We start from the raw sequence: 20,549 nt of genomic DNA, 5'->3' as shown, positions 1-20,549 counted from the left end.
GCGTTATGCCCCTTTGATTCATTCTACGGTCTAAATGCAGCGTCATATTGCCTCCTGCAGTCGTAGTATCAGGCGTTATCCCCATGTCAACGGATTATTGCCTGATACCGGGACTGGCCGGCTACGTCACCTCAGCGGAGGGAAAGAAGTGTTCGGGAGCTCTATGAATTGGAATGTCCGGCACTTGCGAAGGGAGTCTGAGCTCCAGCAACTCAGGTACGTCTCTTGTCAGCCCGAACGCTAGGAGTAGTCGAGACCGGTCGCAATCTGCCGACGTGCACGAAGGGGGCGGCTCTGGCCTGACGATGGGCAGCGAGCCCAAGATCGGAGGTGTGTTCTTCTGATCGATGAACTCGGCATGCAGCTCGCTGGCACATCCCCCGCCGGTGGTGATGAGCTGTACATCGCGTGAGCGAAGCACTGGGCTAAAACCGTTGCTGCCTCGGCTGCGTCGACAAGCGTCACCAAAGACTCCGTGAAATTGACGATCGCACGCCGAACGAAACACGGCCTCCTGCACGTCATTTTCGCAGGCAGCGACCAGCGAAGCCGAACCAAGCAGTTCGACTCCGGCGCTGATTACCGCAATCCGTTCTCCGCGCAGCAGATTGAAGGCGACAATGTCGAGAGTGGAGGCACCGACATCGATGAGCACGTGCGATCCGGACTGGGATGTCGGGTCGGCCGCATAGCCGGCAATCGCCGCAGTCAGCTCAGGGATGATCTCCCATCCGGCAGGGAGGGCATCGCCGGCTTGCTGGTGTGCGAGCCGGACTTGGGAAAGGGTTAGATGGTCGGCCGAAGCGACCAGTTCCCGGGCGGCCGCGACGATATGCCTGAATGTTCTGAAGGCTTGGACGTCATCGTGCGCCGCCACTGGGATGCCGATGTTGATCGAAAGGAACCAGTCGCCGCCTGCTTCCCTGAGTGGGCGCTCCTCGCCGTACCAACCAAAGAAGTGCGCCATCTGCATAGCGACGAAGGCTATTGCTGCCTCCGACCGTGTGACCTGCAGGTCGAGCCGAGCTCGACGGCCTCCATTGCCGCCGATGATGCCGGTCTTGAAACCCTCAAGAAGTTCCAGCCCAGGTCGCGGAAAAAGTGAAAAGCTCTCGTCCGCTGGATCGTACCACACGGCGGTCTGCCACAGAAAGGCATGGCCGCCTGACCTTAGCTCAGCTGGTACGGGCATTACAGCAAGGTTTTCGCCGGCCCGATAGGGCTGCCTGACCGCGAGTTTCAACGAACTCGTCCCGAAGTCGAAACCGACGATGAAGCCGTTATCGATGTCGGGATCTGGCGCGGCAGCGAATGCTTGCGCTCCTAGAGCGATGGCGTGACTTATCTTGGAGCTGGTTCTGCCAGAGACACTATCGGGCCGCTTCTCGATAGTCGGTGAGCAAGTGCTCACCACTTCACGGATCAACCGAAAGCGCTCCTTCTGTTTTTCACTGTCATCAGCATGCGGTTTGATCGAGCGCTGAGCGGCGTCGCGGGACTGCTGCGCCGCCTGCTCGGCCTCCAGATGCTTCTGGTAAGCGGCTTTCATGCCTGGTGCTTTGAGGATGACCTTGGCCGCCTTGCTTCCCGGTACCTTCTTTATCTTCGCGGAAACGCGGGCGCTCCCTTGACCGTGCTTCTGCCGCGCGGCCAAGTCCGAACTCGTCTTGGCACTCTCCGCCATCTGCCGTTCGAAGGTGACCGAAGGACTTACAGGGCGCTGAGACGGTTTGGGCGCGCATTCTGGCGGCTGCGGTTTCGCCTTCACATCAGTGGCGAATGCCATTCGCAGCATGTCGGCAGCGTCGCTCAGTGGCTGGAATTTGCCCTTCTTATCCCTCATCCTCCGCCTCCCCCGATTCTTATCAGTGCAATCCCGACGAGCGAAGGCTCGGGGAAATTTAGTCGAGCTCCTCGCTTGGTCACGTCGGCGAGCTTGAGGTCCATGCGGGCCAGGAATTTGTCCAGCTTGCCCTTGACCGCAAAGGAAACTTGCATCCGCTTGGCGCTCCCTGACAGACGCAGTTCTCGGATCAGAGCTTCGGCGCGGCGGGCTTCTCGTTCCTTGTGCTCGAGAATGAGTGCGCGCTGCGTCTCGACGAGATCGAAGTGGCGCGCCGCCTCGGCATCTTCGAAATCGTTTCGTGCCCCATTGAGCGTTGGCACGAGCAGTTCGTCGACCAGCGCGATGGCTCGCAAGAGATCGGTGGCGGCCGGTGACCAGAGCGACGGACTTTCCGTGAGGGCCTCCATTAGCATCTGCTCGGCCGCCTCCTCGGGAATAAGAGCCCCGTCGTGCATTCGGCCGCCGACAAAGGAGAGGCGGTCGATTGGTGATATGCCGTCGATCGACCAGCGTTGAACGGCAACGGCGTACGTGCCTTCCGGCAAGCCCCATTCGTCTCGATGCGCCGCCTGCAGCGCCGTGACGGGCCGAGGCGCGATCCCGAATTGCCTTTCTTCCATGATGTCTGCACAGAAGCGGGCCAGCGGATGTGTCATCGGGATCGCTTCGATCGCTCGATAGCGGACCGGGTTGGGATTGCTGCCAAAGACGGCTCGCACACCCGCCGCCGAATCGCTCGAGAATCGCGTTGGGTATCGTCGGGAATGCGCCGCTCGGTATTGTGCGAACTCCGCCTGTGCCCGCGCAGAGAGGCGGATGTCGTAGGAGTCGATATCCTTGTCACCGACCGCCTGAATTCGCGTGCCGTCGAATACGTTGACGAGCACGTTTGCGATGTAATCCCGCAGGTCCTCCGGGGTTAAACGGCGGAACGGAGCCTGTGCCTCGTTGATCCGCTGAAGGATGCTGTCGCCATGCGCAACCAGGCCCGGCGCTTCGCGTTCGAGTTCCTCGGCCTGGATCTTCCGTTGCTCAGCGGCGAGGATCGACTGGCTGAACTTGGCAGCTCGCTGCTCTGCGGTGAGCTCCGGATCCATGAGGATAAGCTCGATGTCGCGGACGATCTCGCCGAGGATGGGCTCGAAGTCGCCGAGCGTCTGCTGGATGATGCCCAGGCGAGCGTAGAGCCGCTCGTAGATTTGCTGTTCGATGGTGTCCGCGGCAATCAGATTGATGATGTCGATCGAGGGGGATTGTTGGCCGATCCGGTCGATCCGACCGATGCGCTGCTCGACTTTCATCGGGTTCCAGGGCAGATCCCAGTTGATCAGCACTCGGCAGAACTGAAGGTCGAGCCCCTCGCCGCCGACTTCCGACGTTAGCAGGACCGTTCCCCCGCTCGACTCCGCAAATCGCGTGACCGTCTCCTGGCGGTCGATCTTGATGCCGCCATGCAGTTCCATGGTCGTATAACCCACCTTGGCCAGACGCGAGGCGAGGTAGTCGATGGTCTTGCGAAAGCTCGAAAAGATGATGATCCGCTGGTCTGGGTCGCGGCTGCGGAATTCTTCCAACCACGACACGAGCCGATCGAACTTCGTGTCGTGAGCCTCCAGTTCGCGCAGCACCGAGGGTTCGTCGCAGATCTCGCCCAGGGCCGCAATCAGCGGGCCCGGTACAAGGCTACGATCAACGTCCTCGTCCTCATCATCGAGGTCGAGGAAGCCGCTTCTTCCGCCCCAGTGGCGATATGCCGTCGCGAGGCTCGAGGCGAGCAGGCGCTGGGTCTGCGCCAGCAGGAAGCGAGCGTTGATGTCGTTCTGGTAGGCGTAGGCCTCAATCTGTTGCGTGGCGGCATCATAGAAGGCTCGCTCCGCCTCGTTCATCGTCCATAGCGGCGCCTGGGGTCTGCGCTCGACCTTGAACTCGGCCACGTCGCGTCGGCGCGTGCGGTTGATGATCGACCCGAGGAGCGACATTTCCTCGATGCGAGCAGCGAGCTTCACCCGGTTGGTCGGTGTGTCGTCGAGCCGCTTCGCAAGCTCCGCCCGCAGGCGCTCGAGCCGTTTCCCTGTCTTGAGTACCTGACCCTCTGGCAGATCTTCGATTATCTCTGCGACCTTGCTCAGCGGAACCCGGGGGTCGCGAGCGGCTTCCCAGGCGCGGATGAGCGGAGCATTCTCCTCCTGTAGGACATCGAACAGCCACTCGCGCTCAAACGTGTCCGGATCTATGAGTTTGAGCAGCGCTCGCAAGTCATTGGCGCGCAAGTTGATTGGCGTGGCCGACAAGAAGAGCGTGTAGTCGGCCACACTGGTGACCAGCTGCCCAAGCCGATGGTGAGTATTCTCGGTGTTGCGGAGGTGGTGAGCTTCATCGAAGATTGCCAAATCGAAGAGATCGTCTTCCGCGTCCGCGAGAAAGGTCGCCAGATCAGCGCGCGGACCCGTCGCCGACCAGTCCGGGTCATTCCATTTTCTGGGGGGGCGCAAGGCTGACAGAGAGGCGATTATCGCAAAGCCTTCGCGTCGAAGCTGATCATCCTTAAGCGTATCGAGCAGCTCCCCGGCGCTGCAGACACGCGCGTTGACGTTGAACTTGTTGCGCAACTCGTCGCGCCATTTGAGCACCAGCGATTTAGGGCAGACGACGAGCAGTCGGCGACTGTCGAAACGAGCAACCAGCTCGGTCCAGATGAGACCTGCTTCTATCGTTTTGCCGAGGCCTACTTCGTCGGCGATCAAGAGCCCTCGAGAGGGCGAATTCAAGAGCTTGAGAACTGGCTTGAACTGGTAGGCGTGAAACTCGGTATTTGTCGCGCCCATGCTGTAGATCATGTCGGCGAGCCGGCCAGTCATCCGAAGATGGGTGAGAGCCCGCCGCAGATCTACTGGCGCAGAAAATTTGCCGGCGCGCAGATCCACTAGTGCGTCAGGAGGTGAAGCTACCCGCTCGAGCTGATTGGTTGGAAATGAAGCAAGGCCTGAAGGCAGCTCAACCTGGATGAAACGGCGTCCAGCCCGTTCGAAGCCGCTCGCGCCAGACACGACGCCGACCACCGACGGGTCGTGAATCAACCTGACGCGGTCCCCTGTCGAAAACATGAAATCCCCCGTTCCCGCCACCATGTGTTCAACAGGTTGCTATCTAGTCAACGATATTCGGGTGCACTTAGAACCTACCAATGCCTCTGAGCGGCGGTGATGAGCTGCCCGTGAGGGGGCACTGCATGCTAGCAGCCGAGCAGCTGGTTCTGCTAGTCACACAACCGCTTCGCGGTGCTGCGCTGTACACCGACGCCAACAAAATATATGCGATCCAAGGGAATGGGGGGCTATCAGTGGCAAATGGACAGACCCGACATGTGTCGGTGAGAATTCCTTGGCATGATGCCAAGTGGGATGGCACGGTCTGTCGTAATCCCAAGGGAAATTCGGCTTGCCTCGCGATCGGTCTGATAGCCGAGCAGCGGGATGATGAGTTCGAGGCGAACGTGGCTGGGACTGCGTTCGCTGACCTGGCCCCCAGCCAACTACCGCCTTGCGTTCGGGAACGAGCAGGCTTCCTGTCAGGGACACCGCAGCAGCTGCGGGTGACGATGCCGTATTCACAGTGGAGCGACCATCACGCCCATATCCTGCCTACGGATGTGGCACTCCCTGGGTATGGGGGCGTGCTCGTGCCGTACCGTTGGATGCTGCGGGAACCGGCTCAACAACGCGCCGAAGCATTGAGCCTTGATCTCGATCCCGACCGTGAGCCGCAACCGCCAATGCCGGATTTCATGGTCAACACGGCTTGGGTGCAGGACGTGGAGAACCAGCGCAGCATGCTTCAAGGCTTTGCGGCGCCGCTAGAGACGGGCACGTCGCTGGTGTTCTTCTATGCGAGGCGCACGCCCCTTGCGGAAGGATTGGGAAATCCGATCGTCGCCGTCGCCACTCTCGAGCACGTGGGAACGGTCGACGAATACCCGTACAAAGGCGGCGGCGCGAACGGCCGCGTTCGCTCTATGATCTGGGAGCGGCCATTCCAGCATTCCTTGCGCCCGACGGACACGGGTTTCGCGGGCGGTGTCGTTCTTCCTTACCATGAGATCCTCGCGCTTGCCGAAAGCGACAAGACCATCGACACCGGTGACTTCCTTGCATTTGCGCCCGAGGAGGCGCGGGAGCAATTTCTCTACGGCAGCGAGCACGTCGAACATGGGGCCGCTATCGCCGCGCTTCAGTCAGTCCGCAATGCCGTCGAGCGAGCCGCCGAGAAGGTTCCGGGGGATTGGGCTGCCTCGCTCGAATGGATAGACGCAAGGCTCAGCGAGCTTTGGCGCCTGCGCGGCCCGGCACCTGGTCTGGGCAGCGCGCTTTCTTGTTTGCAATATGGTCTCAAGGGCACGCTCTTCGCTCATGCATTAGCGCCGCAGCTCGAGGATGCCGCCGATCCGTGGCCCGTGGTCACGCAGATTTTTGCAGACAAGCGTCCGGCACCCTTTGGCGGTCCCCAGCTGACGGGTCATCAAAAGAAGCTGTTTCTTCATCTGCAGGCCAAGAAACCCGAGAAGTACGCTCTCATGCAAATGCTCTCGCGTTTCGAGCTTTCTAAGGACCAAGCTCTCGCGATCTGGGACGAAGGAACTCCACTCGACTTCGTCAAGAACCCCTATGAGTTGTACCAGCGAACTCGGTTTACCAAGGAGCCTATCGCACTTGGGACGATTGATCGGGGGTTGTTCGGGGGAGCCATCGAGGACCGATGGCCACTTCCTGACACGTGCCAGGTCAATCCGCATGAACCGGACGATGTTCGCCGTCTTCTTGCAGTTGCGATCAAGGTCATGGACGACGCGGCGCTCGAAGGACATACTCTCCTTCCCGCCGACCAGCTCGAAGAGCGCGCGATGGCTTTGCCGCTCTCTCCAGCTGCGCCGCTCGGAGCCGAGGCGATCGAGATTTTGCAGAACGATTTCGCTCCTGAAGTTCTCGTGACGGGATGTGAAGGCAGTCAATTCGCGCAGCTTGAACGCTATGTCGAAGCAGGCGAGGTCATCCGCCGCGCTGTCACGGCCAGGCTGGGCGCCACGGCCACTCCGTCGATCGACTGGCGGCCTAAGTTGGATAACGAACTCGATCTTGATTGCACGGCGGAGCAGGTGTCCGCGATGAAGGTTGATCCTCTGGAGCAGGCTGCACGCGAAGAGAAGGCGCTGGCGCTTGAGCAACTAGCCCAGCACAGGATCGCCGTGCTGATCGGCCCGGCCGGATCGGGCAAGACAACGCTGCTCAAGATCCTTCTCAACCAGCCAGATCTGGTCGGCGGCGACATCGTTCTTCTCGCGCCAACGGGTAAAGCTCGAGTGAGGCTCGGTGATCAGACGAAGATGCCGGAACGCGCGCAGACACTCGCTCAGTTCCTTCTGAGAGAGCAGAAGTGGGACCCAGACACCGGCGCATATATGTTTCCTCGAACCGGCCCGACAGCGCAGATTAGTACGTGCATCGTTGACGAGGCATCAATGCTAACCGAGGATCAACTTGCCGCGCTCGTTAGCTCGCTGCCGACCGCGGCCCGCCTGATCCTCGTCGGCGACCCGCAGCAGTTGCCCCCTATCGGCGCGGGGCGCCCGTTCGTCGATTTGATTGCGCACTTGGCAACCCAGGATGGACCATCGGGTATAGGTCACTTGAGCATCAGCCGCCGGCAAAAGCGGGAGGGAGACGGCTCGGACTCGCTCGAGGACATTCAGTTGGCTAAGCTCTTCAGTGGCGACAGGGCTGGCGCCGGTGAGGATGAAATTGCCGGCTTGAGTCTCGGCGGAGCTACCTCCAAGCGCTTGCAGTTCCTTGAATGGGACACGCCTGAAGCGCTGCGCGCGCGCCTTGCCGAGGCGTTGAGCACCGAATTCAAGTGCTCGCCTGACGAGCTGGAAAAGATGGTCGACCTGTCGCTTGGCTCGACCAGCGACGATCCGCGCTACTTCAATCCAGGCGCTGGGCGCCGCGCCGAGCGTTGGCAGATCCTTACGCCCCACCGCGATCTTCCCAGCGGCTCCGCTGAGCTCAATCGGCACATCAAACGGCTAACTCGAAATGAGCGACTGCAGTTCGCGCGACGCGATGCGAAGGCTAACGAGTGGAAAGTCGTGCCTCCGCGGGGGCCAGATCAGATCACCTATGGGGACAAGGTAATCTGTCTTCAGAATCATCCGCGCAACCGATGGAACGTCACTGAAAAGGGAAAAAGCGCCGGCTATCTTGCGAACGGCGAAGTCGGTGTCGTCATCGGGGCTGCCGGACACGGTGCGATCAAGTACACCAGGGTCGAATTCGCTACCCAGCCTGGCCATACGTTCAGCTTCGGCGCAAAGGCGTTCGCGGATCATACCTCGCCGATGCTCGAGCTGGGCTATGCAGTGACCGTACATAAGGCGCAGGGGTCGGAGTTTGGCACCACCTTCCTCGTGCTACCCGCCAACAGCCGTTTGCTTACCCGCGAGCTGCTGTACACTGCTCTGACGCGGCAAAAGGACCGCCTCTGGATCCTGCACCAAGGGCCGTTTGGTTCATTCTTCCGCTATCGTTCGGAATTCCACTCGGAGACCGCAAGGCGAGTCACGAACCTGTTCGAGGCGCCGCTTCGCGTCGAAGTGACACCGCCCGTCGGCGAGCCACCGTCCGCGAGGCGGACTTTCCTCGAGGACAAACTCATCCATCGCACCCGACGGGGCGATCTGGTCGCTTCCAAGTCGGAGATCGTGATCGCCGACATCCTCTATGAGCTCGAACAAAAAGGCAGCATCCGCTTCAGCTACGAGAAACCGCGGATGCTTGCCGGCGTCGAGCGGTGGCCGGACTTCACGATCGAGCACGGCAGCGAGGTCTGGTATTGGGAGCACTGCGGAATGCTCAAGAATTCGGACTACGCCGCACGATGGAAGCGTAAGAAAGCAGCTTACGTGCAGGAAGGCATTTCAGTCTGGTCTCAGGGAAACCCAAGTGGCCGCCTGATCGTTACAGAAGACGACAACGCCTCTGGGCTTGATAGCCATTCTTTGCATGAGCTTGCTGCCTCGTTGTGGGGCTGAATGGAGCTTGCGCCTCGGCTTTGCGAGTTAGTCCCAGCCCTACGCGAAGCACCAGCAAGCTCGTCTTTGTTGATCGAGCGAAGCGCCGAACGCCCAGTGCGAGGACCCCTGAGAACTAGCGCTTGGAGAGAAATGCCGTGGGAGCGACGAAAGCAGCCGCTAATTTTGGCTGCTGCGTGCGAAAAAGCGCCGCCTTTAGGGCGTAGATCCGAACGTTCTGATGAGAGAGATTACACTCTCACGACAGTCGTTATTTGGCGGATCAAGCGAAACAGCTCGGCTTGATAAAGCGCGTCGTGAAGGGCATCATGGTCGCCCTTCAGCTCAGGTTTCAGATGCGCCGCGATGCGGCTCGAACGCGTGTTGCTCCAATCGCAGCAGGTCGCGCCCATGTAGAGCGCCTTGATGTCGAGCGCGGTGAAACCGAAAGGATTCGAGCCGATGAACCGGTGGAAGTAGTAATTGACGAAGGACCAATCGAACGGCGCGTTGAAGCCTACGAAGACCGGCGTTGCGTCAGGTCCCGCCGACGCCTCGACCCACCTGGCGAATCCCGTCATCGCCTCGTCCGGCGTCATTCCGCTGATCCTTAGTTCTTCGAGCGACATGCCCGTTACCGCGAGCGCGTCCATGTCGAACGCGTCACTGATCGGCTGCAGCAGTGCGGTGAAGGTCGTCTCCGGTCGGTCGACCAGGCACGCCCCGATTGAGAGCATGCTGTAGACGCCCGGGATCGGTCCCGAAGTTTCCACGTCCACCGAAACGAAGACTTCCTGACGGCTCTCGGTCATTGCAGCAATCCTTCGCTTTCGACGAGCGGCGGCCGGTTACGCACGGCCTCCAGGTGTTCCTTGAACGCGCGCCGACGATCGCTGGTGTCGCCCGACGCTTTCCAGTGATGCCCCGCGAACGTCGCGATGTCGAATGGGGTGTCGAAGCCTTTCCGCGCCGTCACCACGGTCGGCAGCGTCCTTCCCAGCGAATAACCGAGTTCGAGGAAGCAGTTGGGCCTACTGCCGGTGAGGTCCGCGATCGTGAGCGCGGACCTGTGGAGCTTGGCAAAGATCTCCTGGTCGATGCGCGCATGATCGTAAGCTTGGCGGCCGTCAATGATCGCCAGCCGGTAGCCGAGGTCGTCCTCAACGACCGGCCGCACGACGTTGTCGAAGAAGTCCTGCACCGCTGGGTATTCGGCATGCTCATCGTTGAGCAGGCGTACTGCGAAGGCCCGCGGCCTTTCGAGGGCTTCGATCAGATCAACCAGCGTCTCGATCCGCTGCTCGACAGTCCGGCGCGCGGGAAAGCGGATGCGGTTCATCCAGTCGTGCGGATTGCCACCGTCGGCCAGCTGGAACAGCTTCCTGCTGCTGGAGCTCGCCATTCCCCAGGCGTTCAGCCTGCGACTGCCTTCCCCCTCGCTCACGAGCGCAAGGTCGAGCGGCACCACGGGCCGACCCGCCTCGTGATAGAGGTTTGCGAGGTAGATCACCCCCTCCGCCCCACCGAAGGTGATCAGGATGTCGCCGTAGCGGGCCTGGGCCTCCATCCGCTTGCTCGCCATGTTCCATTGCGCGGCGCTCTCGAGCTTGACGTTGGGCCCGTCGCGCAGCTCATCCCACAGAGCGACGCGGTCCACGGGGATCTGCTCCTCGGTCTTGTGGTGAAGCACGCCTACAGCGAGCGGGCCGGGCGTTCCGGCCGGCCGAAGCGCTAGTCCATCGCTGATCGCCTGCCAGACGATCCAATCGAAGCAAATGGAATAGCCATCGGCGCGTTTCGGTTCGGCATCGACTGGGACGACGAAGTTTGCCCCTTTGCGCATAAGCGCACGCACGAGGCCAGCAACGAGCTTCTGCGCGCCTTCTACGTCTGCGGGGTTCGCCACAGTCGGATCGGCCGAAATGCTGCCAGAGATGTGAATCCGGCGGCCGGCGATCGGGGAGCGGCTCATCAGCGGTCCTCCATCACGCGGGATGGCCCGCTCTCGAGCGCGGCAGCTCTCAGCAGGGCGAAGGTCAGCGCCTCATCGGGAAACGCCTTGGCGACAGCTAACGGATAAAACCGGGTTCGGAAGTCGGAAAAGGTCCACCCCGGCCGGTCGCCGTCCGGCCCAGTGATGGCGATGAGCTCCGCGAGTTCCTCGTGGCTGAGCGTCAGGCCATCGAGATCCATTTGGAGCAAGGCGCCGCGTTCTTCGTCCGTCGGCCTGCCGAACCCCTCGACCAGCGCGGCTCGCCGCAGCAGGGCCGGGTCGAGCGCGGAAAGCCGATTGGTGCACAGGATGACCGCGACGCGACCCCCGAGGCGGCGCATGTCATCGATGCCCTGAATTAGCGTGTTGACGGCCACCTTGTCCTCATGGTGGCTGTGGTCCTGCGCCCTCGAGGCTGCGATGCTATCGCCCTCATCAATAATGAGCACCGCGCGCCGATGCTTGCCGACGGACTTGACGACCTTCTCGAAGGCCTCGCCCAGCAACGTTCCCATCTCGCCGACAAGCCCACTTCCGCGGACCCGGTTGGACAGCCGGAACAGCATGGAATCCTCAGTTCCGGCATCAGTCAGGAGCCTATTCGCTATGCATTCGGCGGCGGCGGTCTTGCCGGTCCCCACGTCGCCGTGGAAGACGATGAAGGGGTACTGATCGGCGACACGGTCGCAGATCGGCAGGACTGTGCCATGGTGCTTCTTGCTCCATACGCCCAAACGGTCAGCATGGAGCAGCAGGTTGAGCTGGTCACGCACCCGCTGATGCCTAGCCTCGAAGCCGATCAGGTAGTGTTCGCGGCCTGATAGCGCCTCGTCGGGCACGACCGTCTCGTAGTCGAAGATCTTGGTGGGGGTCACTGGGTCCAGTCCTTGCGCTGCATGCCGAAGGAGTTGCTGGTGTAGTCGCGGCCGCCAGCCGGAGTGAGTGTCGAATGACTGGTGTCCGCGCTGGTAGGACTCCAGGCGATCTCGAGGCGATGGCTTAACTTGCGCCTGGCCTCGTCGTCGTAATCGTCGGTGTAGAAGAGGATAATCCTCAAATACGCCCCGGCCACCCGCGGCCACAGGACCCCGCCGGGCCTGCTCGACGTGAGTAATCCCGTGTTGGTGTCGACGGTGTACTGCACCGCGGTCTTTTCGACGCCGTAGGAGAGGAGGGTTAGGTCGACCTTCCGCAGGTATCCGCTGACGAGAAGGACCTCGATATCCTTCGCATATTGCGAGGCCTCGTCGCGCGTTATGGCCCCGGTGCTATCGGCGATCATGATGAGATCGGCCTTTACCCGGCGCACGACGTTGACGACGTCGACCTCGGTGTAGGTCGCGGTCCTGGTGGCGGTGTTCATCACGCGTCCTCCGTGCTGAAGCGGGGGCCGAAGATTTCCTTCCAGTGCTCAGGGTCGTGCTCGACGGACGCGAAGTGCGCGACTTCCCAAGCCTCGGTGGCGGCGGCGACGATTTGCTGCCGCTCCTCTTCGCTGATGCGACTCGCGACGTTGTTCGTGCTGCAGACCGGATCGATGATCACAACTGGGTCGCTGAACTGTGGCTGGAAGATGCTGTTTTCGGGAAACGAAATGGTTTCCTTGAGGCCGCTCTGCGCGATGTAGAGGAGGAAGTTGCAGAATTTGCGCTCGATGCTCCCGCCGGGACCGTCCCTGTCGAGCAGATAAGCGAGAATGAGCTCGATCGCGAAGGACTTCAGCGGCTTGATTTCGACGTGGTTGCGCCACTTCTTCGCTAGGCGGATTAGGGTCCGGTGGTCCTTGTCGACATCCTTCCGGTCCCGCACGAACTTAATCTGACATGGGGCGCAGGTCTCCACGCGCGAGCCGTCATGGATGTCGAACTGCCATCCGTAGCCGTCACGAATGTTGTTCGCGACCACGGGCACGATATCGACGCTCAGGCCGCTGCCGACGAACCGCACGGTCGCAGCTTTGCGCTGGATCTCGAAATGCTCGACCGACTTGTTCGGATACTGCTTGATGAGCAGGTCGTGGATCTGTTCGCTTAGACTCTCGAAGGTTTCTGCATCGACGTCCTTGCCCTCGATATAGAACACCACATCAACGTCGACGGGGTCGGTCTTGGTGCGCCGCAGGATCGTGAACTTAGCGAAGGATCCAGCCTTCACCACCTTTGTGATCTTAATGTCGGTCTTGTTCCGGATGTTCGTGCACAGGTTCTCGATCAGACGATCGACCTGCTGGTGGTACTCCTTGCGCTTGTCGGCAGGCAGCCGCAGCACGTTCGAGTCATAGCGCCGCAACTGGGCGTCAATGAGGGGCATCTCGGCAAACTCCCTGGTAGCCCGGCGATCGGAGCCGGAATTGACATGATTCGCGATTGGGCATAATCTTTATATGGGTATAATAACTGTGTCCATATAATTTTCATACGTATCCGGAGTCGCTATGTCAGATCCTGCTAAGAACCTGCGATGGGGAGCCGAGCGCCGGCTCGAGTTCATCGAATTCGAGCTTGCCTGGGAGGGTGGGGTAAGGCGTTCCGACATACGGAGAGTATTCGGGGTCTCGGAGCCCCAGGCATCGAACGACCTGACCGAGTATCAGAGACGTGCCCCGGATAACGCCATCTACGATGCGCGCCTCAAGCGCTACGTCGCCAATCCGTCATTCCGACCTGCGTTTCTTCAAGGCGCGCCATCGGAATATCTGCTGCGGCTGCGGTCTCTTGCCGAAGGCATCGTCGAGCCCGAGGATTCCTGGATTGGTACACCGCCGGACGTCGACATCGTCCTGACGCCCGCGCGTGAGATGGACGCAGCATGCCTGCGGGCAGTGCTCGATGCTATCCGAGCGAGGGGCTCGCTAGAGGTCCGCTACCAGTCGATGAGCCGCGACAGGCCGGAGCCGATATGGCGCAGGATTACCCCTCATGCGTTTGGCTTCGACGGCCTGAGGTGGCACGCGCGCGCCTACTGTCACGTGACGGAGTGCTTCAAGGATTTTCTCCTCCCTCGCATTCTCGGCTCGCGCGCGCCGGATCAGGGAGGGTTATGGGGCGACCATGATGAACTCTGGCAGGAGCGCTTCTGTCTCGAGATCACGCCGCATCCTGATCTGGGCCCGGCGCAGCGATCGGTCGTGGAGCGTGATTATGGCATGACGAGCGGCATCGCGGGTCTCGACGTGCGGTATGCGATGTTGTTCTACGTCCTTAAGCGCCTCGGCCTTCTGGACAATCCCGAGACGAAACCAGCGCGCAGTCAGCACATCGTCGTGGCCAACAAGGAGGAGACCATGGCGGCCCTCAACAGGGCTGACTGGTCTCTGTGACAAACCTCTAGCCCTCGGGGGCGCGTGCGCTGACTCGCCTCCTTCTTGGAGCCGCTTTCCCCGGCTGCGGCCCGGGCCTAAGCCGGCGTTCGGATTGCGGATCGCCAATTGGCAGCCCTCGCAGGTGTCGGAGCCATGAGCAGATCGGCGGCGCTCGGCCAAGTTTCTGTCGTGAGCTGAGCTATGGCTTCTTAGGCGTGGATGCCGGCGTCGACCGCTGCGATGTACTCCCGGACTTCCGCAGCCCGTCCGTCCAGGACCAACTGTTGCGCCGTCAGCCCGCTGAAGCCGGGCACCGGCTCTTTCTCGAACCACCGTTGCGCGAGCTCTAACGATCCGAACCGCGCCTTGATTGTGGCCAGAATACCCGCTGCATCGCTTGTGGCTTTGTCCATGGCCGAGGTTATGACGCAGCCGAGCTTCTGATGGAAGCCGATCTAAGGTCTGGCTTATCATGCATCTGGTGAGAGCGGCACGCTCAGCACCCCAGGTTAGGCGCTTCAATCCTCCGTTCAGGGCCGTGGCAGGATGATTTCCCAATGATTTGAGTGCCCATTTTTGTCGCCTTTGGGGCACCATTTCCGAAATCGGCGGAAAACCGCCAATTGCAAGCACCCCCATAGAGGACACCTGAGAACTAGCGCTTGGGTAGCAGCGCGGCGGCCGGCTGTTCTTCGTCCGCTTCGCGCCCAATGTAGGTCATTCCGGGAATAGCAAGCGCGCCCTCTAAGCGGACGTTAGATCAGCACCCAAGTGGCCATCTTGAGGGAGCACCGCCGTGCTCTTGCTGGCTACCAGTCGAGACTGCACCGGCTGACATGCGTCGCCGCAAGCTGTTTCACCAGCGGCGCGATGCTGTTACCGCTCGTCAACGGGGCATTGGGACATCCATAAAGATGATGAAGTCGATCAGCTTGAGACCTCCATCGTTTGCCGGGTGTGGCCGCTTAAGATGACTGAGCTCTGAAACGCTGGGAGGGAGTATGCGCATGAGGAACGCTATGGTCGCGTTCGCCGTCGCGGCACTGTCGGCTTGTACGACCTTGTCCGATAGCCTCCATCCCGTTATCCCCATCGGAGGGAGCTATGTCGCGATGGGCAGCTCGTTTGCTGCGGGGCCAGGTTTGGGCAGCCCTAAGGCAGGCACGCCAGCGCGCTGCGCTCGCGATGAACGCAGCTATCCCACCTTGCTGGCTCAGTCCCTCGGACTCCGTCTCTTTGACGTGACGTGCAGCGGCGCGACCACAGACCATATTTTGGGTCCTTGGGACGAATTGCCCTCGCAATTGGACGCGCTCACGTCAGATACGCGGCTTGTGACGCTGACGATTGGTGGCAACGACGTGAATTATGTAGGCAACCTGTTTGCAGCCTCCTGCGACCCTGCCGCGACCGCGCAGCCGTGCGCACCGGTCCGCATGCCCGATGAGGCAGACTGGAGCAAACTTGAGGTCAACTTGCGTGAGATCGTCGCGCAAGTTCGATCAAGGGCTCCCCTGGCCAGACTAGTGTTCGTCGATTACGTGACCCTTGTCCCTGAGCGCGAGACCTGCGCCGCACTGCGGCTGTCATCGGAGATTTCAGCAGGCATGCGTCAGCTTGGTGAGAGGCTTGCACGCATAACCGCTCGTGTGGCGCGGGAAAACGGCGCCGAACTGCTGCCGGCGGGTGAGCTGTCGCGAGGTCGCACCCCATGCCACGAACAGTCGTGGAGCGTGGGTGCTCCAGGCACCGGTTCCGGAGCGCCTTGGCACCCGAACGCCGCCGGGATGAGCGGTATCGCCGAAGCGCTCGCGAGGCGGCTATCATGAAGCGGCGTTGGCTGTTGATCGTCGTTCCGCTTGGCGGTCCTATCTCGCCATCGGAGTTGTAGGGGGCAACTGGTCGAAGCCGAGGCGAAGATGGCAGAGCGGCTGCCCGTCTCTGAGCCGCCGCGCCTGCTGCCGGTGTCGGAAGCCCGAAAGAGCCTGACGGCATGGCTGGCACGCCGTCGCGGCGCTATTCATGATTTCCTCTTTCCTAGCCGCGTAGACTACCTCGGCCACCTCAGCACGCGGCAATATGCTCGGCTGGTCGATGAATGGGTTGCGACCGTCGGCCTGGATCAGCGTGAGTACGGCACCCACTCGTTGAGGCGAGCGAAGGCTTCGCTCATCTACAAGGGAACGGGAAACCTGCGAGCGGTGCAGATACTGCTCGGCCATACGAACATCGAGAATACAGTGCGCTATCTTAGCGTTGACATAGACGACGCGCTGACCCTTTCCGAGAGAACGGAGATATGAGCTATCACCGGCTTCCCGAGTAGCTCGGAGAGCCGGTACGACCATGTACCGCTGGCTGTGTGATGCTGGCCGCGTCATGCGACTGCGCAGCGGCAGCAGCCGTTCCGCTCGACCCATAGCGGTCATCGGCGAAGTCCGAGGCTTTTCCGCGGAAGTGTGGTAGACAAGCCGCAGAGTGCGAGGAGCTAATGATGCATCCGAAGCGGCTGAGCTGGAACGACTTGGGATGGGCATCGAACATCCTGGCGGACGCCTTCCACGGCCGTCCGCCTGGGTCCGAGTTGTTTCGAGAACCAAACTCATCCGCCAAGCTCAGGTACTTTTGGGACCGCACCTGCAGGTATGCCCTGCTGTTCGGCGAGTGCTACGGATCAGAAGATGGGTCGGGCGTCGCGCTCTGGCTGCTCCCAAACGGGACGGCAATGACACCGTGGCGGATGTTTCGTTCGGGGATGTTCACCGCTCCCTTCTATATGGGAATGCGCGATTTCAAGGCGTTCGTTGCATTTGCTCAGCATACGGACGCCATGCACCGGGAAGCTTTGCCGGAAGCACATTACTATCTCTTCGCTCTAGGGGTTCGTGCCGACAAGCAAGGTTGTGGAGTGGGCAGCAGCCTTACGCGCGCAATGCTTGGCCGAGCTAAGAGTGAAGGTGTGCCGGTTTTTCTTGAAACACAGACTACTGAGAACGTTCGCCTCTATGAACGGCTAGGTTTCGAAGTCGTCAGCGAGGTCCCTATTCCCGGTGTGCAGCTTCGAAACTGGGCCATGGTGAAGCGATGAACCGATAGACCTCATCGCCACTCGTTGCTTGTCGCGCTCATCGTAAGTGCAGCGTTGTCCGCCCCAGCGTGACTCAGGAGTTCTTCGGTTAGTACTACCTCACGGCGAGCGTCAGCTTCCCACCAATGTGGGCCCTTGGTTTACGGCTGTGGCGCCACGAAGAGCGGACCTTCAGGAATGCCAGGCCTCTCGGGCGAGGCCGCTCTACATGCGGCGGCAGTTCGCTTGAGGTTGGCGACGCTTCTGGCAGGCTTCGGGGCGGTCCGCTCATCTGCTCGGCGTCACAACACTAAGGCACCGCGCTTGTTCAGCTCCGATGCCCTCTGCTGATGCTCCATGGTTCGCGAGGAACCCGCGTTTCGGCGGGCGGTTAGTCGGTCAGTCAAGGAGAAGAACCATGCAACGCGATGACCAGGCCGGAGATCGTAAAAAGGCCTCGCAGAAGGAGCAGTCCCACAGCGGAGAGCAAGAGGACACAAGCATGATCAAGGCTCAAGAAAAGGCTGCGGAAGAGCGCAAGCGCGAAGGCGGGTATCAGTAATCTGAGGCCCAGAGCTGGATTGCTGCGGCCAATGAATCACCTCACCGTCTGGCCCGGTCCGTGATCCGCACCGCCCTGCGGTGGCTGCTCGCTGTGTCATACGCAACCGCCGGCGTTTTCCATGCAATTGCCCCAGACCCATTCATCCGGCTCATCGAGGGCTTGGTGCCTTTCGCGGAGCAGGTCGTGAAGCTTACGGGCATTGCCGAGTTGCTTGGGGCCATAGCCTTGGCGTAACCGTGGCAGTCTCGCTTGCGCCGCGCAGGTGCCATCGGCCTCGCTCTTTATGCACTCTGCGTTTGGCCGGCTAACGTAAGTCACCTGCTGATGGATCTTGAACGCACCGATGGCGGGCTGAGCCTCGCGTATCATATCCCGCGCCTGCTAATGCAGCCGGTATTGATCTGGATGGCGTTATGGACAGGGGGCGTCACCAAATGGCCATCGAGCGCAGCCAGTCCTCGCGCCTCGTGAGGGCCTGCCCTTCCTCAGCATCTCACCATCACTGCCGATCAGATTGACTCGCCGTCAGCCACACCGCACGTTGAGCTATGTGCAATTTGTACCGCATGAGCGCCTCATCAGCGGAAGTAGCGAAGCTCTTCGGCGCCGCTGAACGGACGCCATCCAATGCCAGTGCTGAGGTGTACCCTGGCTATCCTGGAATCGTGGTGGCAGGCGGAGAAGTCCGCTCCATGACCTGGGGTTTCCCGTTGGTTCTGAAGGGCAAGGCCGGGCAGCCGCTCAAACCCAAGCCCGTAAATAACACTCGCGCCGACAAGCTCGATAGCTTCATGTGGCGCTACAGCTTCCAAGAGCGGCGTTGCCTCATTCCAGTGACGGAGTTCGCGGAAGCCGAGGGAGAGAAGGGCTCAAAGACGCGAACGTGGTTTGAGCTACCTGACGAGCCGATCTTCGGGGTTGCCGGGATCTGGCGCGACACGCCTGAGTGGGGACCCGCCTATTCGATGGTGATGACGGAAGCCTGCATCCATGTAGCGGATGTGCACGATCGTATGCCAGTCATACTCCGGCGACAGGACTGGGGCGACTGGCTTGACGGTCCGCCGGATCAGGCGGCTCTTTTGTGCCGTCCCTATCCCGACTTGATGGTCCGCAATCGGACAACTGATCCTTGGGTTCAGAGGAGAGCTTCAACCCGATGATCGGTCGCTTGCCCTTGTCTGCTCCGCCATGAGCAAGGATCAGGAGCCCGTCACAACGCCCGACGGGCGTTACATCGTGGTGCGAGGGCGCTTGTGGCGCGCTGCGAACCCGCTCTTGGACACCGAAGTCCGCGAAGAACTGGTGAAGGACCTGATGAGCGCGAGACGGGCTGTCCGCGCCGCGTTGAAGGCCAGGAATGACGATGACCTTTCATCGGCCAGAGCACGGGTGCAAGCGGCAAAGGAAGCGCTTGGGGAACGAGGGGACCCCTGGTGGTCCGATGGGACGCCGGACTTCAACCGCCGGATGGTGAAGAACACACCCTACGCGGCGTGGTGGCAGGGGAAGCCGAACGGGTAGCTCCCATCCAGAGCTTGCGCGCGAGTTCTGCGTTTGTTCTAAACCGCCGGATGGTCCGGTACCGACTCGAAACTCTCTCCGACCTCGCCCGGCATGGCTATTGGGTGAAGCTGATCTGCCGGTGCGGTCACACGGCTCGAGTGGACCCGTTGGTGCTGCTTGAACGGCTTGCGCGGGCGAGAGCGAGCACCCGGCTGGATCGGCTTGGTGAGCGCCTCAAGTGCCAGGAATGTGAAGGCAGAAGCTTCGACGCCCAGCACTGCAGCGGCCCTGAAGTGTGGTCCCGCTAAGCAACAGTCGGAGCTTGCGCCTACAGGTCACAGATGCCGGTGAGCGTCGCGTGGCGCAGCGTCTCCTCATTGCGCAGGTATCGGGCCGTTACTCGCAAGCGGGGCTCCAGCCATTGTGCTTCGGAGCGAGCCATCCTGATGGCTGGCCTGGCGGCACTCAGCGCTTCGACGGCACGCCAGAACCCCTCACGTTCGGCAGCCGCCAGAGTGACTGCGGCGTTGCCAGCGTAGCGAAGCTGCCCATCCTGTTCGCGCGCCAGGAGCGCCACCGTAGGTTTGCCGGGCTCGCGATGGACGCCCAGCACTACGAACTCAGCTTGTTCGAATGTCTTGATCTTCAACCAGCTCTTGCTGCGCCCTGAGCGGTAGCGGCTGCCGAGCTTCTTCGAGACGATCCCTTCGAGGTTATGAGCGTCTGCCGCTGCGAAGAACTCCTCGCCACTGCCAACGATATGCGTGCTCATTTGCAGGCAATTACCAGGTCGGTTCTCGCCCAGCAGGTCAGCCAGTCGGGACCGGCGATCCTCGAGCGGCAGACGGCGAAGGTCGCGCCCGTCGAGCTCCAGTAGATCGAAGGCCATGAATGCCAAACGAGCGGGGCTTTGATGAATTGCGGCTCGCAAGCTGTGGAAGTCGCTGCGGCCCGCTTCGTCCTGGACGATTACCTCTCCGTCGATCAGCGCGGTCGAGCACGCAAGCGAGGCAGCGGCACCGACCAGTGGCCGATACTTCGACGTCCAGTCGTGTCCGTTGCGCGTGAACGCTCGGGCAGAGCCGCCACTCACAGCGATCTCCGTTCGGTATCCGTCGTACTTTATCTCGTGCTGCCAATCGTCGCCACAAGGTGCGTCATCGGCTAAGGTCGGCATCATCGGTTCGATGAAGCCGCGCGGCATGGTCAGT

The 20,549-nt window shown here is 61.1% G+C and carries 16 protein-coding genes and 1 pseudogene; 8 read left to right on the top strand and 9 right to left on the bottom strand.

Going from position 1 to position 20,549, the window contains the following annotated elements; translation table 11 throughout:
- Positions 1-121: 121 nt before the first annotated feature.
- Together GRI75_RS09455 and GRI75_RS09450 are read right to left on the bottom strand one after the other, a co-directional pair.
- Positions 122-1,843 (bottom strand): acetate and sugar kinases/Hsc70/actin family protein, encoded by a 1,722-nt coding sequence (locus tag GRI75_RS09455; RefSeq protein ID WP_235911431.1) that lies wholly within the window; start codon positions 1,841-1,843, stop codon positions 122-124.
- Positions 1,840-4,974: a helicase-related protein gene (locus GRI75_RS09450; RefSeq protein ID WP_235911430.1), complete on the bottom strand. Its 3,135-nt coding sequence runs from the start codon at positions 4,972-4,974 to the stop codon at positions 1,840-1,842. The genes GRI75_RS09455 and GRI75_RS09450 overlap by 4 nt, the downstream gene beginning before the upstream one ends.
- Positions 4,975-5,075: 101 nt before the next feature.
- Here GRI75_RS09450 and GRI75_RS09445 point away from each other — a divergent pair, with 101 nt between their 5' ends.
- The gene (locus GRI75_RS09445) at positions 5,076-8,927 is read left to right on the top strand and encodes an AAA family ATPase (RefSeq protein WP_160746705.1); all 3,852 of its coding nucleotides are present in this window, start codon (positions 5,076-5,078) and stop codon (positions 8,925-8,927) included.
- A 230-nt stretch (positions 8,928-9,157) separates the two neighbouring features.
- On the opposite strand, the gene GRI75_RS09440 is transcribed toward GRI75_RS09445, so the two are convergent.
- From GRI75_RS09440 to GRI75_RS09420, 5 genes are read right to left on the bottom strand one after another with little or no spacing between them, the layout of a single operon-like run.
- Positions 9,158-9,718, bottom strand: coding sequence for a 3'-5' exonuclease (locus GRI75_RS09440; protein ID WP_160746704.1), 561 nt, complete (start codon positions 9,716-9,718; stop codon positions 9,158-9,160).
- On the bottom strand, positions 9,715-10,878 hold the full coding sequence (locus GRI75_RS09435; protein ID WP_160746703.1) for a hypothetical protein: 1,164 nt from the start codon (positions 10,876-10,878) through the stop codon (positions 9,715-9,717). Before GRI75_RS09435 ends, GRI75_RS09440 begins: the two co-directional genes overlap by 4 nt.
- Positions 10,878-11,774, bottom strand: a complete 897-nt coding sequence (locus tag GRI75_RS09430; RefSeq protein WP_160746702.1) for an AAA family ATPase — start codon at positions 11,772-11,774, stop codon at positions 10,878-10,880. Before GRI75_RS09430 ends, GRI75_RS09435 begins: the two co-directional genes overlap by 1 nt.
- The gene (locus GRI75_RS09425) at positions 11,771-12,262 is read right to left on the bottom strand and encodes an HORMA-1 domain-containing protein (protein WP_160746701.1); all 492 of its coding nucleotides are present in this window, start codon (positions 12,260-12,262) and stop codon (positions 11,771-11,773) included. Before GRI75_RS09425 ends, GRI75_RS09430 begins: the two co-directional genes overlap by 4 nt.
- Positions 12,262-13,209: a CBASS oligonucleotide cyclase gene (locus tag GRI75_RS09420; RefSeq protein WP_160746700.1), complete on the bottom strand. Its 948-nt coding sequence runs from the start codon at positions 13,207-13,209 to the stop codon at positions 12,262-12,264. The genes GRI75_RS09425 and GRI75_RS09420 overlap by 1 nt, the downstream gene beginning before the upstream one ends.
- Positions 13,210-13,333: 124 nt before the next feature.
- On the opposite strand from GRI75_RS09420, the gene GRI75_RS09415 reads away from it, so the two are divergent.
- Positions 13,334-14,218 carry a WYL domain-containing protein gene (locus tag GRI75_RS09415; protein ID WP_160746699.1) on the top strand — a complete coding sequence of 295 codons (885 nt, stop codon included), beginning with the start codon at positions 13,334-13,336 and terminating at the stop codon, positions 14,216-14,218.
- Between the two features lie 191 nt (positions 14,219-14,409).
- Here GRI75_RS09415 and GRI75_RS09410 read toward each other — a convergent pair whose 3' ends face one another.
- A complete protein-coding gene (locus tag GRI75_RS09410) occupies positions 14,410-14,613 on the bottom strand; it encodes an antitoxin Xre/MbcA/ParS toxin-binding domain-containing protein (RefSeq protein ID WP_160746698.1) in 204 nt (67 codons plus the stop codon).
- A 606-nt stretch (positions 14,614-15,219) separates the two neighbouring features.
- Between GRI75_RS09410 and GRI75_RS09405 the strand changes: the two genes are divergently transcribed.
- The 6 genes and pseudogenes from GRI75_RS09405 (at position 15,220) to GRI75_RS09380 (ending at position 19,356) form a co-directional block, all read left to right on the top strand.
- Positions 15,220-16,029 carry an SGNH/GDSL hydrolase family protein gene (locus GRI75_RS09405; protein WP_160746697.1) on the top strand — a complete coding sequence of 270 codons (810 nt, stop codon included), beginning with the start codon at positions 15,220-15,222 and terminating at the stop codon, positions 16,027-16,029.
- 123 nt (positions 16,030-16,152) lie between these two features.
- Positions 16,153-16,503, top strand: a pseudogene (locus GRI75_RS09400) (tyrosine-type recombinase/integrase); the annotation flags it as partial.
- Between the two features lie 188 nt (positions 16,504-16,691).
- Positions 16,692-17,288 (top strand): GNAT family N-acetyltransferase, encoded by a 597-nt coding sequence (locus GRI75_RS09395; protein WP_160746695.1) that lies wholly within the window; start codon positions 16,692-16,694, stop codon positions 17,286-17,288.
- 397 nt (positions 17,289-17,685) lie between these two features.
- Positions 17,686-17,829, top strand: coding sequence for a hypothetical protein (locus GRI75_RS09390; protein ID WP_160746694.1), 144 nt, complete (start codon positions 17,686-17,688; stop codon positions 17,827-17,829).
- Between the two features lie 551 nt (positions 17,830-18,380).
- Positions 18,381-18,995, top strand: coding sequence for an SOS response-associated peptidase (locus GRI75_RS09385; RefSeq protein ID WP_160746693.1), 615 nt, complete (start codon positions 18,381-18,383; stop codon positions 18,993-18,995).
- A gap of 28 nt (positions 18,996-19,023) precedes the next feature.
- A complete protein-coding gene (locus GRI75_RS09380; RefSeq protein WP_160746692.1) occupies positions 19,024-19,356 on the top strand; it encodes a hypothetical protein in 333 nt (110 codons plus the stop codon).
- A gap of 310 nt (positions 19,357-19,666) precedes the next feature.
- Here GRI75_RS09380 and ligD read toward each other — a convergent pair whose 3' ends face one another.
- Complete coding sequence (gene ligD, locus GRI75_RS09375; RefSeq protein ID WP_160746691.1) at positions 19,667-20,542, bottom strand: non-homologous end-joining DNA ligase; 876 nt, start codon at positions 20,540-20,542, stop codon at positions 19,667-19,669.
- Between the last annotated feature and the right edge of the window lie 7 nt (positions 20,543-20,549).

It is taken from the genome of Croceibacterium soli (assembly GCF_009828065.1).
Classification (GTDB): domain Bacteria; phylum Pseudomonadota; class Alphaproteobacteria; order Sphingomonadales; family Sphingomonadaceae; genus Croceibacterium_B; species Croceibacterium_B soli.
Note: the sequence above shows the minus strand (reverse complement) of the source record. Positions and strands in the feature narration are given on the sequence as shown.